A 12,480-nucleotide genomic window follows, 5' to 3' on the forward strand; every position below is an offset into this window, starting at 1 on the left:
TATTTGCTTATAAACTTATAGCCTCACCACCTGCAGCCTCAATCGCGGCCTTTGCGGTAGCTGTAAATTTATGTACAGAAACTTTTAGGGAAGCCTTTAGCTCTCCATTGCCAAGAATCTTTACCAAATCGTTTTTACCAGCCAATCCATTTTCTACAAGGATATCCAAAGTAACCGTATCCTTAATGGCTCCTTTATCTACCAATTCCTGTAATTTTTCTAGATTGATTCCAGCGTAATCCTTTCTATTGATGTTCGTAAAACCAAACTTTGGCACACGTCTCTGCAATGGCATTTGACCACCTTCGAAACCAATTTTCTTAGAATAACCAGATCTGGATTTAGCACCTTTATGTCCTCTGGTAGCAGTACCTCCCTTACCGGAACCCTGACCTCTACCTACGACTTTACCCGCTTTTTGGACAGCACCATCCGCTGGTTTTAAATTACTTAAATTCATAACACTAAAATTATATTAAGCCTCCTCTGTGGAAACTAAGTGTTTAACTTTATTTATCATCCCAAGAATATTAGAGGTAGCATCATGTTCTACAACCTGTCCTATTCTTCGTAAACCAAGAGCCTCTAATGTTCTCTTTTGATTTTGAGCTCTCTTAATACTGCTCTTTACCTGTTTAACTTTAATCTTTCCCATTATATTCTTGGTTTTATCCTTTAAAAACTTTTTCTAAAGAAATACCTCTTTGGTTTGCAACTGTCTTAGCACCCCTAAGTTGTAAAAGCGCATCAAAAGTAGCTTTTACCACGTTGTGAGGGTTGGAAGAACCTTGTGATTTTGATAGTACATCATGGACCCCTACTGCTTCCAATACCGCTCTAACCGCACCACCTGCAATTACTCCGGTACCGTGCGATGCAGGCTGGATATAAACTCTAGCTCCACCGAATTTCCCTTTTTGCTCATGTGGCAAGGTACCTTTGTTCAATGGAATTCTAATAAGATTCTTTTTAGCATCCTCTATCGCCTTGGCAATTGCCGTAGCAACTTCCTTAGACTTACCTAGACCATGACCTACAACACCATTTTCATCACCTACTACAACGATAGCAGAGAATCCGAACGCTCTACCACCTTTAGTAACTTTGGTAACACGTTGTACCCCAACCAATCTATCTTTTAATTCTAAACCTCCCGGCTTAACAGTCTCTACGTTTTTGTATTTCTGATACATAATATTCTTAGAATTTTAATCCTGCTTCCCTAGCGCCTTCGGCTAATGATTTTACTCTTCCATGGTATAAATTACCACCTCTATCAAAAGCAACAGCCTCTATTCCAGCTTCTTTTGCCTTTTCGGCAATAGCCTTACCTACTAGGTTAGCCACTTCTGTTTTAGTCCCTTTAGCTTTGGCCAACTCCTTATCCCTTGAGGAAGCGGACACTAAAGTTGTTCCAGCAACATCATCAATAATCTGAGCGTATATCCCTGTATTGCTTCTAAAAACAGCTAGCCTTGGCCTTTCTGCAGTACCTGAGGATATTTTTCTAATCCTCCTTCTGATACGTAGTCTTCTTTCAGTCTTCGTTAATCCCATAATGCTAATTATTAAGCCGATTTACCAGCTTTTCTTCTTAATTGTTCACCAACGAACTTAATTCCTTTTCCTTTGTAAGGCTCTGGCTTACGGAAAGATCTAATCTTAGCGGCAATCTGCCCCACTAATTGCTTATCATGCGAACTTAGCTTAATAATTGGATTCTTTCCTTTTTCGGATACGGTTTCAACTTTTACTTCTGAAGCCAGATCCAAAACTATATTGTGTGAAAATCCTAAAGCTAGATCCAATGTTTGTCCTTGGTTACTGGCACGGTATCCTACCCCTACCAATTCCAATTCCTTTACCCATCCTTTAGAAACTCCTTGGACCATATTAAAGATCAAAGATCTATAAAGACCATGTTTTGCTTTATGTTCCTTGGAATCTGAAGGTCTTGTAACAAAAACTTGACCGTCTTCAACCTTAACAGCAGCACCAGAAAATTCTTGGGAAAGTTCTCCCAACTTACCTTTTACAGTAATAACATCTTCCTTAACCTCTACGGTTACTCCTTCTGGAATTGCTATTGGATTATTACCTGTTCTAGACATCTTTCTAAATCTTTATAGTATTAATAAACATAACATAATACTTCCCCACCTGCATTCTCAAGCTTTGCCTGCTTGCTGGTCATTACACCATGGGAAGTAGAAATAATAGCAATACCAAGACCATTTAATACTCTTGGCAACTCTTCGGAGCTAGCATATTTTCTAAGTCCTGGTGTACTAACTCGCTTAATTTTCTTTATAACCGGCTCTTTTGTGAACTTGTCATATTTCAACGCTATTTTAATAGTCCCCTGAACCGCGTTATCTTCAAATTTGTAGCTTAAAATATATCCTTGATCGAATAATATTTTAGTAATTTCTTTCTTTAAATTAGACGCAGGAATCTCAACCACCCTGTGGCCCGCACTACTTGCATTTCTAATTCTCGTTAAATAATCCGCAATTGGATCTGTAAACATAATTATTGATTTACGGTAACGGTTTTTAACACTATTGTTAAACCTGAAACCAGTTTATACTCTTTATAATTACCAGCTAGCTTTTCTAACTCCAGGTATAAGACCATTATTGGCCATTTCCCTAAAGGTAACCCTAGATATACCGAAAGTTCTCATGTAACCCTTTGGTCTTCCGGTAAGTTTGCAACGGTTGTGCATACGAACAGGAGAAGCATTTTTAGGTAATTTCTGTAACGCCTCATAATCACCAGCCTCTTTTAAGGCTTTTCTCTTCTCAGCATATTTAGCTACAGTCTTAGCTCTTTTGACCTCACGGGCCTTCATGGATTCTTTAGCCATACTAATTCTTTTTAAAAGGTAATCCTAATTCGGTTAATAATGATTTAGCTTCTTTATCAGTCTCCGCAGAGGTTACAAATGTAATATCCATTCCATTGATCCTATTAATCTTATCAATGTTTATTTCTGGAAATATGATTTGCTCCGTAATACCAAGATTATAATTTCCCCTTCCATCAAAACCAGTGGCCTTAATTCCTTGGAAATCCCTTACCCTTGGCAAAGCAGTTGTAACCAATCTATCCAAGAATTCGTACATTCTCTCTCCACGTAAGGTTACTTTTGCCCCAATCGGCATTCCTTTACGTAATTTAAATGCAGCAACATCCTTTTTAGACATCGTTGAAATTGCTTTTTGTCCAGTGATATTGGTCAACTCATCCACCGCATGGTCAATAAGCTTTTTATCCGCAACAGCGGCACCTACACCTCTACTAACAACAATTTTTTCTAATTTAGGAACCTGCATTACATTCTTGTAACCAAACTCCTCCTTAAGAGCCTTAACAACTCTTTCTTTATATTCCTGTTTTAATCTTGGAACGTAAGTCATAACTAAATTACTTCTTTAGATTTCTTAGAAAATCTTACTTTCTTACCATCTCTTACTTCAAATCCAACTCTAGTGGTCTCTCCAGATTTTGGATCGATCAATGACAGATTGGATATCTGTAAGGGAGCCTCTTTCTTAACAATCCCTCCTTGAGGATTGCTAGCACTTGGCTTTTCGTGTTTGGAAACCATATTGGCCCCTTCAACGATTGCCTTGTTCTTCTCACGGTCCACAGTAACAACCTTACCCTCTACCCCTTTGTGGTCTCCGGCAATAATTCTAACAGTATCCCCTGTTTTAATTTTTAATTTTCCCATTTTGCTATATTTATTAAAGCACCTCTGGAGCCAATGATACAATTTTCATGAATTGTTTATCACGAAGTTCTCTGGCAACCGGTCCAAAAACACGTGTTCCTCTCATTTCCCCTGTTGGGTTCAAAAGTACACAGGCATTATCATCGAAACGAATATAAGAACCATCCGGTCTCCTAACTTCCTTTTTTGTTCTTACAACAACTGCTGTGGAAACCGCACCTTTTTTAACAGCCCCATTAGGAGTAGCTTCCTTAACGGCAACTACAATTTTATCCCCAACAGAAGCATATCTTCTTTTTGTACCTCCCAAGACACGAATGGTCAAAACTTCTTTTGCCCCCGTATTGTCTGCGACTTTTAGTCTAGATTCTTGCTGTAACATAATTATTTAGCTCTTTCAATGATTTCCACTAACCTCCAACATTTGGTCTTACTCAATGGACGTGTCTCCATTATCTTAACAGTATCGCCAATATTGCAATCGTTCTTTTCATCGTGCGCAACATATTTCTTAGTCTTCAACACGAACTTTCCGTACATAGGGTGCTTAACACGTTTAACTTCTGAAACCACTACCGATTTCTCCATTTTGTTGCTAGTTACAACTCCTATTCTCTCTTTTCTTAAATTCCTTTTTTCCATAAAGCAGAACCAATTATTGTAATTCCCTTTTAGTTAATTCAGTTGCCAATCTTGCCACAGTTCTTCTTACTTTTCTGATAAGTAAAGGGTTCTCCAATGGTGTAACAGAATGGGCCAATTTTAAATCGGAGTACTGCTTTTTAAATTCAGCACTCTTTTCTTTTAACCCCTCAACTGATAATTCTTTTATTTCTGATTGTTTCATGATTCCTTGCAATTATATTAAGCAGAATAGTCCCTAGCAATAATAAATTTAGTTCTTACTGGTAGTTTCTGTGCTGCAAGACGTAAAGCCTCTTTTGCAATATCAAGAGACACTCCAGCAATCTCGAACATTACCCTTCCTGGCAATACCACAGCTACAAAATATTCCGGAGCACCCTTACCTTTACCCATACGAACCTCCAACGGTTTCTTGGTGATAGGCTTATCCGGGAATATTTTTATCCATAATTGGCCTTCTCTTTTCATATACCTAGTTGCCGCAATACGAGCTGCTTCAATTTGGCGCGATGTTATAAAAGAGGTATCCATTGATTTTATACCGAACATACCGTTTGAAAGTTGATGACCCCTTCCAGAGATCCCCTTCATACGACCTTTCTGCATTTTGCGGAACTTAGTCCTTTTTGGCTGTAACATTTCTTTACTTCTTTAAAAAATTACTTTCTACGACGTTGTTTCTTCGGTCCATCTTGCTTTCCACCTTTTCCTGGAGACTGGCTCTTTGCCATACCCACCAATGGAGAAAGTTCTCTTTTTCCGTAAACCTCACCTTTCATGATCCACACTTTTATCCCCAATCTTCCGTAGGTAGTATGTGCTTCATGCAAAGCATAATCTATATCGGCCCTAAAAGTGGACAATGGAATCCTACCATCTTTATATGATTCGGATCTTGCCATTTCAGCTCCGTTCAAACGTCCAGAAATCTGAATTTTAATTCCTTCAGCGTTCATTCTCATGGCCGCTGCGATTGCCATTTTTATAGCCCTTCTAAAAGAAATTCTGCTTTCAATTTGACGCGCTACACTGGCAGCAACAAGATTAGCGTCCAATTCAGGTCTTTTTATTTCAAAAATATTGATCTGAACTTCCTTGTCGGTAATCTTTTTAAGCTCCTCCTTTAATTTGTCTACCTCTTGACCACCTTTTCCAATGATAATACCTGGTCTTGCAGTGGTAATGGTAACCGTAATCAACTTAAGGGTACGCTCAATAATAATTCTAGACACACTTGCTTTTGCCAAACGTGCATGAACATATTTTCTGATCTTATCGTCTTCGGCAAGTTTATCACCGTAATCATTTCCACCGTACCAGTTAGATTCCCATCCTCTGATAATTCCTAGACGATTTCCGATTGGATTTGTTTTCTGTCCCATACTAAATGCTCTAGCTTTGTGTGTTATTGTTAGATCCCAAAACCAAGGTAACGTGGTTGGAACGTTTTCTAATTCTATGTGCTCTTCCTTGTGGGGCAGGACGTAGTCTCTTCAACATACTACCACCATCAACTCTAATCTCCTTAACAAAAAGTTCAGCATCCTCAACACTCGCATCCTCATTCTTTGCTTGCCAGTTAGCTATTGCAGATAACAATAACTTCTCCAATCTACGAGATGATTCCTTTTGGTTGAATTTCAAAATAGCAAGCGCCTTCTCCACTTTTACTCCTCTTACCAAATCCGCTACCAAGCGCATTTTTCTAGGGGAAGTAGGGCAATTATTCAATTTTGCAAACGCTATTTGCTGCTTTTCTGCCTTTATTCTTTCGGCCATTTGTTTTTTACGAACTCCCATAGCTTACTTTTTACCTTTATTTTTTGCTCCGGCATGACCTCTAAAAGATCTTGTTGGAGAAAATTCACCTAATTTGTGACCCACCATGTTCTCTGTTACAAAAACAGGTACAAATTGCTTTCCATTGTGAACCGCTATTGTCTGACCTACAAAATCAGGAGTAATCATAGAAGCTCTAGACCATGTCTTAATGACTGCCTTTTTACCAGATTCAACATTTTGTTGGACTTTTTTATCCAAACTATAGTGAACGTAAGGTCCTTTCTTTAATGAACGTGCCATTTCTTTCTACTTTTTATTTCTTTCTACGTTCTAAAATATACTTGTTGGTACTCTTGGTCTTGGAACGGGTCCTGTAACCTTTTGCAGGAATTCCGTTTCTAGATCTAGGATGACCTCCAGAAGCCCTACCTTCTCCACCACCCATGGGGTGATCAACAGGGTTCATTGCTACCGGTCTTGTTCTTGGTCTTCTACCCAACCATCTACTTCTACCAGCCTTACCTGACACCAATAACTGATGATCAGAGTTGGATACTGCACCTATAGTAGCCAAACAATCCGCTAAAACCAATCTGGTTTCACCTGATGGCAATTTAATGGTAACAAACTTACCGTCCTTCGCCATTAACTGGGCAAATGTACCGGCACTTCTTGACATTACCGCTCCTTGTCCTGGACGCAATTCAATTCCAGAAATGATAGTACCCAAAGGTATTTCACTCAAAGGAAGCGCATTCCCAATTTCAGGAGCAACACCGGCACCTGAAGATACTTCTTGCCCAACTTGTAAACCGTTTGGAGCAATCACATACCTCTTTTCGCCATCGGCATATACCAATAATGCTATAAAAGCTGTTCTGTTTGGATCGTATTGAATTGATTCAACAGTTGCAGCAACACCTTGCTTATCCCTTTTGAAATCAATAACACGATACCTTCTCTTATGACCTCCACCTTTTTGGCGCATGGTCATTTTTCCTTGACTGTTTCTACCTCCCGACTTTTTTAACGGAGCAAGCAAGCTTTTTTCCGGCTTATCAGTAGTAATGGCGTCAAATCCGTTTACTACTCTAAAACGCTGCCCGGGAGTGATTGGTTTTAATTTTCTAACTGACATTTTTTGTCTTTATAGATTACTGTAAAAATCAATAATATCTCCTTCTGCTACATCAACAATGGCCTTTTTAAAACCACTTGTCTTTCCGTGCTGTACACCAGTCTTGGTGTAACGCGACTTGCGCGAAGGACCATAATTCATTGTTCGAACTTTATCGACAGAAACACCATAAGCTGTCTCCACTGCTTCCTTAATCTGAATCTTGTTGGCTTTTGGATCAACAAAAAAACCATAACGATTGTGCAACTCGCTATCAGCAGTCATTTTTTCCGTAATAATTGGCTTTATCAACACACTCATGATTCGCTTATTTAATTAAGTTCGATTCGATTCCTTCCAAAGAACCTTCCAACAACACAAGGTTGTTAGCATTTAATATTTTGTAAGTGCTTAATTCTGAGTTAGTTATAACCTCAGAACGCTCTAAATTGCGTGAGGACAAATATACGTTATTATTTGAATCACCCAACACAATTAGGGATTTTTTATTCTCCAAGCCCAAAGACTTCAAAATTTGCTTAAAATCCTTTGTTTTTGGTGTTTCAAAATTGAAATCCTCAACCACGGTTATTGCATTGTCTTTTGACTTCAAAGTCAAGGCAGACCTTCTGGCCAAACGCTTAACGTTTTTGTTCAATTTTTGCTTATAATCCTTTGGTCTTGGTCCAAAAATACGTCCACCACCTCTAAACACCGGAGACTTAATACTACCCGCACGAGCAGTACCTGTTCCCTTTTGTTTTTTGATCTTTCTTGTACTACCAGCTATTTCAGCACGCTCTTTGGATTTGTGCGTACCTTGTCTTTGGTGTGCCAAATATTGTTTAACATCCAAATAAACAGCATGATTGTTTGGTTCTATTGCGAATACAGCGTCCGAAAGCTCAACCTTTCTACCTGTTTCTTTTCCCTTTATATCTAAAACTGCTACCTTCATTACTTCTCAATAGTTACGTAAGCGTTCTTATGACCAGGAACACAACCTTTTACCACTAAAAGGTTCTTTTCTGGAACAATCTTTAATACTCTTAGGTTCTGAACGGTAACCCTATCGCTACCCATTCTACCAGCCATTTTCATTCCCTTAAAAACTCTCGCAGGATATGAAGCAGCACCAATGGAACCTGGAGCCCTTAACCTATTGTGCTGACCGTGGGTTGATTGCCCAACACCGCCGAAGCCGTGTCTTTTAACAACACCCTGAAAACCTTTACCTTTTGAGGTACCGATTACATCAACAAATTCTCCTTCCACAAAAAGATCAACTCCAAGAGTATCCCCTAATTTGTGCGCACCTTCTTCAAAATACCTGAATTCCATGACTTTTTTCTTAGGAGAAGCTCCTGCTTTCTTAAAGTGACCTGTAGCCGCTTTATTAGCACGTTTTTCTGCCTTGTCATCGAAACCAAGCTGAAGGGCATTGTACCCGTCTACCTCTTCGGTTCTGACTTGGGTAACTACGCATGGTCCAGCCTCGATTACAGTACATGGAATGTTCTTTCCATTTTCATCGAAAATGCTGGTCATACCTATCTTTCTTCCTATTAACCCAGACATATTTATAATTGATTATTAATTAATTACTATTTAAATTATCGACAAAAAAACAGGGTCAAAAAACAATTCAACCCTGAATATATTTTTTTTCCGTTTTTCCTTCGCGAAACGCTCGGGACATGTCTTTCACAATTCCGAATTATGAATTCCGAATTTTGAACTATACTTTTATCTCCACCTCAACACCACTAGGAAGTTCCAACTTCATTAGGGCATCAATGGTTTTTGATGAAGAGCTGTATATATCCAAAAGCCTTTTGTAAGAACTCAACTGGAACTGCTCCCTTGCTTTTTTATTTACGTGCGGAGAACGCAAAACCGTAAATATTTTCTTATGGGTTGGCAAAGGAATTGGCCCAGTTACAACCGCACCTGTAGTCTTTACCGTTTTTACGATCTTCTCAGCAGATTTATCTACCAAGTTATGGTCGTACGACTTTAATTTAATTCTGATTTTTTGACTCATCTTAGTACGATTTAAGCTGTTAATCCTTTTGCTTTCTTGATAACCTCTTCTGAAATGTTGGATGGGGTTTCAGCGTAATGTGAAAATTCCATTGTGGAAGTTGCCCTACCAGAGGACAATGTTCTCAAAGAAGTTACATATCCAAACATCTCGGACAATGGCACCTCACCTTTGATAACTTTAGCACCTGCCCTGTCATCCATATTGGTAACAGTTCCCCTTCTACGGTTAAGGTCACCTACAATATCACCCATGTTTTCTTCCGGAGTCAATACCTCCAATTTCATAATAGGCTCCATAACTACAGCTCCTGCAGCTTTACCAGCAGCCTTATAACCCATTTTGGCAGCCAATTCAAAAGATAGCGCATCAGAATCCACAGGGTGGAAAGATCCATCCTTAAGAACAACTTTCATTCTATCCATTTCATAACCGGCCAATGGTCCATTCTTCATAGCAGCCTTAAATCCTTTTTCAACAGGTCCAATGAATTCTTTTGGAATACGACCACCTTTGATCTCATCAACAAACTGTAAACCAGCTCCAACAAAATCATCATCAGCAGGCCCCATCTCGAAGACAATATCCCCAAATTTACCACGACCACCAGATTGCTTCTTATAAACTTCTCTATGAGCAGCCAATTTGGTCAATGCTTCCTTGTACTCTACCTGAGGTTCCCCTTGGCTTACTTCAACCTTAAACTCTCGTCTTAAACGGTCAACAATAATATCCAAGTGAAGCTCACCCATACCAGAAATAATAGTTTGGCCAGATGCCTCATCCGTTTTTACCTGGAAAGTTGGATCTTCCTCGGCCAATTTAGCCAAAGCCATTCCCAATTTATCAACATCCGCTTTAGTTTTGGGCTCTACCGCGATACCGATAACCGGATCAGGGAAGTTCATACTTTCCAAAACAATTGGGTGTTTCTCATCAGACAAAGTATCCCCTGTCTTAATATCCTTAAACCCTACAGCTGCACCTATATCCCCAGCTTCAATATATTCTACCGCATTTTGCTTATTGGCATGCATTTGGTAAATCCTGGAAATACGTTCTTTATTTCCTGAACGATTGTTCAACACATACGAACCCGCATCCAATCTACCGGAATATGCCCTAAAGAATGCCAAACGCCCAACAAAAGGATCCGTTGCAATCTTAAATGCCAAAGCAGCAAACGGCTCTTTAACACTTGGCTTCCTAGACTCAGGCTTTTCTGTATCTGGATTAGTACCTACAATTGCATCCTTATCCAATGGTGATGGCAAGTAGCGACAAACGGCATCCAATAAAAATTGAACTCCTTTGTTCTTAAATGAAGAGCCACAGATCATTGGTATAATACTCATATCCATAACAGCAGCCCTTAAAGCAGCATGAACTTCATCCTCGGTAATGGAATCTTCGTCTTCGAAGAATTTTTCCATTAACGTTTCATCATACTCAGCAACAGCCTCTATCAAAGCTGCACGATATTCATGAACCTCTTCCTTCATTTCCTCAGGAATATCCACTACATCAAAAGTACCCCCGAAGTTTTCTTCATGCCATACGATTGCTCGGTTCTTAACCAAATCAACCACACCTCTAAAATCCGCTTCATCCCCAATTGGCAATACAATAGGCACCGCATTTGATTTCAACATTTCCCTAACCTGCTTACACACGTTTAGGAAATTAGAACCTTGACGGTCCATTTTGTTTACAAAGCCCATTCTAGGCACTTTGTAATTGTCGGCCAATCTCCAGTTAGTTTCGGATTGTGGCTCAACACCATCAACCGCACTAAAAAGGAATACCAGACCATCCAACACCCTTAAGGAACGGTTTACCTCAACAGTAAAATCCACGTGTCCCGGAGTATCTATAATATTAAAGTGATACGGTTTGGTTTCATCTATAATGGCCCCATTCTTCATAGGGAAATTCCATTCACAGGTAGTAGCTGCAGAAGTAATGGTAATACCCCTTTCCTGCTCCTGCTCCATCCAGTCCATTGTAGCCGCACCATCGTGCACCTCACCTATTTTATGACTTACGCCCGTATAGAACAAGATTCTTTCGGTCGTAGTTGTTTTTCCAGCATCAATATGTGCTGCAATTCCAATATTTCTTGTGTATTTTAAATCTCTTGCCATTTCTGCTTATTAAAATCTAAAGTGTGAGAATGCTTTGTTGGCCTCGGCCATTTTATGAGTATCCACTCTTTTCTTAACAGCAGCACCTTCTTCTTTGGATGCAGCCAAAATTTCTCCTGCCAATTTTTGCGACATAGCCTTTTCATTTCTCTTGCGAGAATAACTAATAAGCCATTTCATAGCGGTTGAAATTTTTCGATCTGGTCTGATCTGCATAGGAATCTGAAAAGTAGCACCACCTACTCTTCTACTTCTTACCTCAACATGAGGCATAACATTGGACAACGCATCTTTCCAAAGCTCCAATGCGGTCTTTTCTTCGTCTGTCTTTTTCTCTTCTACGATATCTATAGCATCGTAAAAAACTTTAAAGGCTACCGACTTCTTACCATCCCACATCATCATATTAACAAAACGGGTCACCAATTGGTCGTTAAACCTTGGATCTGGTAAAAGTGGTCTCTTTTTTGCCTGCTTTTTTCTCATTTCTTCTTTTTGAGTTAATGGTCAATAGTCCTATATTAAAAGTACTTACTCCTCTAATATATTACTCTTAACAAATTTTTACTTCTTAGGGCGTTTTGCTCCGTATTTAGATCTACGTTGTGTCCTTCCAGCAACACCTGCTGTATCCAAGGCACCTCTAACGATGTGATACCTAACTCCTGGCAAATCCTTTACCCTTCCGCCTCTTACTAATACTATCGAGTGCTCTTGTAAATTGTGACCCTCACCTGGTATATACGCGTTCACTTCCTTTCCATTGGTCAACCTAACCCTTGCAACTTTACGCATTGCAGAGTTTGGTTTCTTAGGAGTGGTAGTATAAACACGTGTACATACACCTCTTCTTTGAGGACACGAATCCAAAGCAGCCGATTTACTCTTCTTAGTAATCGTGACTCTTCCTTTTCGTACTAATTGTGAAATTGTTGGCATACTATTTTTGTATAATAATAACTAAACCCCTCTTTTAAGGGCTGGCAAATGTAGTAATTATTCACAATAA

General features: G+C 39.3%; 24 protein-coding genes. All 24 read right to left on the minus strand.

Going from position 1 to position 12,480, the window contains the following annotated elements:
• Positions 1 to 7: 7 nt before the first annotated feature.
• On the minus strand, positions 8 to 460 hold the full coding sequence (gene rplO, locus MWU84_RS07995; RefSeq protein WP_246900403.1) for a 50S ribosomal protein L15: 453 nt from the start codon (positions 458 to 460) through the stop codon (positions 8 to 10).
• A gap of 15 nt (positions 461 to 475) precedes the next feature.
• Entirely contained in the window at positions 476 to 655 is a 180-nt protein-coding gene (gene rpmD / locus MWU84_RS08000) for a 50S ribosomal protein L30 (protein WP_072865343.1), read from the minus strand.
• Between the two features lie 13 nt (positions 656 to 668).
• Positions 669 to 1,193, minus strand: coding sequence for a 30S ribosomal protein S5 (gene rpsE / locus MWU84_RS08005; protein ID WP_031445099.1), 525 nt, complete (start codon positions 1,191 to 1,193; stop codon positions 669 to 671).
• Positions 1,194 to 1,200: 7 nt separating this feature from the next.
• Positions 1,201 to 1,557 (minus strand): 50S ribosomal protein L18, encoded by a 357-nt coding sequence (rplR, locus tag MWU84_RS08010; RefSeq protein ID WP_246900407.1) that lies wholly within the window; start codon positions 1,555 to 1,557, stop codon positions 1,201 to 1,203.
• Positions 1,558 to 1,568: 11 nt separating this feature from the next.
• On the minus strand, positions 1,569 to 2,111 hold the full coding sequence (rplF, locus tag MWU84_RS08015; protein WP_072865345.1) for a 50S ribosomal protein L6: 543 nt from the start codon (positions 2,109 to 2,111) through the stop codon (positions 1,569 to 1,571).
• Positions 2,112 to 2,131: 20 nt separating this feature from the next.
• Positions 2,132 to 2,530, minus strand: a complete 399-nt coding sequence (rpsH, locus tag MWU84_RS08020; RefSeq protein ID WP_031445102.1) for a 30S ribosomal protein S8 — start codon at positions 2,528 to 2,530, stop codon at positions 2,132 to 2,134.
• 69 nt (positions 2,531 to 2,599) lie between these two features.
• Positions 2,600 to 2,869 carry a 30S ribosomal protein S14 gene (rpsN, locus tag MWU84_RS08025; RefSeq protein ID WP_038527313.1) on the minus strand — a complete coding sequence of 90 codons (270 nt, stop codon included), beginning with the start codon at positions 2,867 to 2,869 and terminating at the stop codon, positions 2,600 to 2,602.
• 1 nt (position 2,870) lies between these two features.
• Complete coding sequence (gene rplE / locus MWU84_RS08030; RefSeq protein ID WP_246900411.1) at positions 2,871 to 3,422, minus strand: 50S ribosomal protein L5; 552 nt, start codon at positions 3,420 to 3,422, stop codon at positions 2,871 to 2,873.
• A gap of 2 nt (positions 3,423 to 3,424) precedes the next feature.
• On the minus strand, positions 3,425 to 3,739 hold the full coding sequence (rplX, locus tag MWU84_RS08035) for a 50S ribosomal protein L24 (RefSeq protein ID WP_111624286.1): 315 nt from the start codon (positions 3,737 to 3,739) through the stop codon (positions 3,425 to 3,427).
• A 13-nt stretch (positions 3,740 to 3,752) separates the two neighbouring features.
• Positions 3,753 to 4,121: a 50S ribosomal protein L14 gene (rplN, locus tag MWU84_RS08040; RefSeq protein WP_031445106.1), complete on the minus strand. Its 369-nt coding sequence runs from the start codon at positions 4,119 to 4,121 to the stop codon at positions 3,753 to 3,755.
• 2 nt (positions 4,122 to 4,123) lie between these two features.
• Positions 4,124 to 4,381, minus strand: coding sequence for a 30S ribosomal protein S17 (rpsQ, locus tag MWU84_RS08045; protein ID WP_031445107.1), 258 nt, complete (start codon positions 4,379 to 4,381; stop codon positions 4,124 to 4,126).
• 13 nt (positions 4,382 to 4,394) lie between these two features.
• Complete coding sequence (rpmC, locus tag MWU84_RS08050) at positions 4,395 to 4,586, minus strand: 50S ribosomal protein L29 (protein ID WP_031445108.1); 192 nt, start codon at positions 4,584 to 4,586, stop codon at positions 4,395 to 4,397.
• Positions 4,587 to 4,603: 17 nt separating this feature from the next.
• Positions 4,604 to 5,023, minus strand: coding sequence for a 50S ribosomal protein L16 (gene rplP / locus MWU84_RS08055; RefSeq protein ID WP_246900413.1), 420 nt, complete (start codon positions 5,021 to 5,023; stop codon positions 4,604 to 4,606).
• A 20-nt stretch (positions 5,024 to 5,043) separates the two neighbouring features.
• Positions 5,044 to 5,766: a 30S ribosomal protein S3 gene (rpsC, locus tag MWU84_RS08060; protein WP_246900416.1), complete on the minus strand. Its 723-nt coding sequence runs from the start codon at positions 5,764 to 5,766 to the stop codon at positions 5,044 to 5,046.
• A 10-nt stretch (positions 5,767 to 5,776) separates the two neighbouring features.
• Complete coding sequence (gene rplV, locus MWU84_RS08065) at positions 5,777 to 6,184, minus strand: 50S ribosomal protein L22 (RefSeq protein WP_246900420.1); 408 nt, start codon at positions 6,182 to 6,184, stop codon at positions 5,777 to 5,779.
• 3 nt (positions 6,185 to 6,187) lie between these two features.
• On the minus strand, positions 6,188 to 6,466 hold the full coding sequence (rpsS, locus tag MWU84_RS08070; protein ID WP_026810026.1) for a 30S ribosomal protein S19: 279 nt from the start codon (positions 6,464 to 6,466) through the stop codon (positions 6,188 to 6,190).
• Between the two features lie 13 nt (positions 6,467 to 6,479).
• A complete protein-coding gene (gene rplB, locus MWU84_RS08075) occupies positions 6,480 to 7,304 on the minus strand; it encodes a 50S ribosomal protein L2 (RefSeq protein ID WP_246900423.1) in 825 nt (274 codons plus the stop codon).
• Positions 7,305 to 7,313: 9 nt separating this feature from the next.
• Positions 7,314 to 7,604: a 50S ribosomal protein L23 gene (gene rplW, locus MWU84_RS08080; protein ID WP_246900425.1), complete on the minus strand. Its 291-nt coding sequence runs from the start codon at positions 7,602 to 7,604 to the stop codon at positions 7,314 to 7,316.
• A gap of 7 nt (positions 7,605 to 7,611) precedes the next feature.
• Positions 7,612 to 8,241 (minus strand): 50S ribosomal protein L4, encoded by a 630-nt coding sequence (rplD, locus tag MWU84_RS08085; protein WP_246900427.1) that lies wholly within the window; start codon positions 8,239 to 8,241, stop codon positions 7,612 to 7,614.
• Entirely contained in the window at positions 8,241 to 8,861 is a 621-nt protein-coding gene (gene rplC / locus MWU84_RS08090; protein ID WP_031445115.1) for a 50S ribosomal protein L3, read from the minus strand. Before rplC ends, rplD begins: the two co-directional genes overlap by 1 nt.
• A gap of 160 nt (positions 8,862 to 9,021) precedes the next feature.
• Entirely contained in the window at positions 9,022 to 9,327 is a 306-nt protein-coding gene (gene rpsJ, locus MWU84_RS08095; protein ID WP_010230113.1) for a 30S ribosomal protein S10, read from the minus strand.
• A gap of 11 nt (positions 9,328 to 9,338) precedes the next feature.
• Positions 9,339 to 11,471 carry an elongation factor G gene (gene fusA / locus MWU84_RS08100; protein WP_246900429.1) on the minus strand — a complete coding sequence of 711 codons (2,133 nt, stop codon included), beginning with the start codon at positions 11,469 to 11,471 and terminating at the stop codon, positions 9,339 to 9,341.
• A gap of 9 nt (positions 11,472 to 11,480) precedes the next feature.
• Positions 11,481 to 11,957: a 30S ribosomal protein S7 gene (gene rpsG / locus MWU84_RS08105; RefSeq protein WP_072865355.1), complete on the minus strand. Its 477-nt coding sequence runs from the start codon at positions 11,955 to 11,957 to the stop codon at positions 11,481 to 11,483.
• Between the two features lie 78 nt (positions 11,958 to 12,035).
• Positions 12,036 to 12,410 (minus strand): 30S ribosomal protein S12, encoded by a 375-nt coding sequence (rpsL, locus tag MWU84_RS08110; protein WP_031445118.1) that lies wholly within the window; start codon positions 12,408 to 12,410, stop codon positions 12,036 to 12,038.
• Between the last annotated feature and the right edge of the window lie 70 nt (positions 12,411 to 12,480).

Source organism: Arenibacter sp. F20364, assembly GCF_023015905.1.
Classification (GTDB): domain Bacteria; phylum Bacteroidota; class Bacteroidia; order Flavobacteriales; family Flavobacteriaceae; genus Arenibacter.

Excerpts from the sequence above, each read along its gene's own strand:
- rplF (WP_072865345.1), bottom strand. The coding sequence starts at position 2,111 with ATGTCTAGAACAGGTAATAATCCAATAGCAATTCCAGAAGGAGTAACC.
- rplV (WP_246900420.1), bottom strand. The coding sequence starts at position 6,184 with ATGGGAGTTCGTAAAAAACAAATGGCCGAAAGAATAAAGGCAGAAAAG.
- rplO (WP_246900403.1), bottom strand. The coding sequence starts at position 460 with ATGAATTTAAGTAATTTAAAACCAGCGGATGGTGCTGTCCAAAAAGCG.
- rpmC (WP_031445108.1), bottom strand. The coding sequence starts at position 4,586 with ATGAAACAATCAGAAATAAAAGAATTATCAGTTGAGGGGTTAAAAGAA.
- rplP (WP_246900413.1), bottom strand. The coding sequence starts at position 5,023 with ATGTTACAGCCAAAAAGGACTAAGTTCCGCAAAATGCAGAAAGGTCGT.
- fusA (WP_246900429.1), bottom strand. The coding sequence starts at position 11,471 with ATGGCAAGAGATTTAAAATACACAAGAAATATTGGAATTGCAGCACAT.
- rpmD (WP_072865343.1), bottom strand. The coding sequence starts at position 655 with ATGGGAAAGATTAAAGTTAAACAGGTAAAGAGCAGTATTAAGAGAGCT.
- rplR (WP_246900407.1), bottom strand. The coding sequence starts at position 1,557 with ATGGGATTAACGAAGACTGAAAGAAGACTACGTATCAGAAGGAGGATT.
- rplB (WP_246900423.1), bottom strand. The coding sequence starts at position 7,304 with ATGTCAGTTAGAAAATTAAAACCAATCACTCCCGGGCAGCGTTTTAGA.
- rpsE (WP_031445099.1), bottom strand. The coding sequence starts at position 1,193 with ATGTATCAGAAATACAAAAACGTAGAGACTGTTAAGCCGGGAGGTTTA.
- rpsC (WP_246900416.1), bottom strand. The coding sequence starts at position 5,766 with ATGGGACAGAAAACAAATCCAATCGGAAATCGTCTAGGAATTATCAGA.
- rplW (WP_246900425.1), bottom strand. The coding sequence starts at position 7,604 with ATGAGTGTGTTGATAAAGCCAATTATTACGGAAAAAATGACTGCTGAT.
- rpsQ (WP_031445107.1), bottom strand. The coding sequence starts at position 4,381 with ATGGAAAAAAGGAATTTAAGAAAAGAGAGAATAGGAGTTGTAACTAGC.
- rpsS (WP_026810026.1), bottom strand. The coding sequence starts at position 6,466 with ATGGCACGTTCATTAAAGAAAGGACCTTACGTTCACTATAGTTTGGAT.
- rplX (WP_111624286.1), bottom strand. The coding sequence starts at position 3,739 with ATGGGAAAATTAAAAATTAAAACAGGGGATACTGTTAGAATTATTGCC.
- rplE (WP_246900411.1), bottom strand. The coding sequence starts at position 3,422 with ATGACTTACGTTCCAAGATTAAAACAGGAATATAAAGAAAGAGTTGTT.
- rplN (WP_031445106.1), bottom strand. The coding sequence starts at position 4,121 with ATGTTACAGCAAGAATCTAGACTAAAAGTCGCAGACAATACGGGGGCA.
- rpsG (WP_072865355.1), bottom strand. The coding sequence starts at position 11,957 with ATGAGAAAAAAGCAGGCAAAAAAGAGACCACTTTTACCAGATCCAAGG.
- rpsN (WP_038527313.1), bottom strand. The coding sequence starts at position 2,869 with ATGGCTAAAGAATCCATGAAGGCCCGTGAGGTCAAAAGAGCTAAGACT.
- rplD (WP_246900427.1), bottom strand. The coding sequence starts at position 8,241 with ATGAAGGTAGCAGTTTTAGATATAAAGGGAAAAGAAACAGGTAGAAAG.
- rplC (WP_031445115.1), bottom strand. The coding sequence starts at position 8,861 with ATGTCTGGGTTAATAGGAAGAAAGATAGGTATGACCAGCATTTTCGAT.
- rpsL (WP_031445118.1), bottom strand. The coding sequence starts at position 12,410 with ATGCCAACAATTTCACAATTAGTACGAAAAGGAAGAGTCACGATTACT.
- rpsH (WP_031445102.1), bottom strand. The coding sequence starts at position 2,530 with ATGTTTACAGATCCAATTGCGGATTATTTAACGAGAATTAGAAATGCA.
- rpsJ (WP_010230113.1), bottom strand. The coding sequence starts at position 9,327 with ATGAGTCAAAAAATCAGAATTAAATTAAAGTCGTACGACCATAACTTG.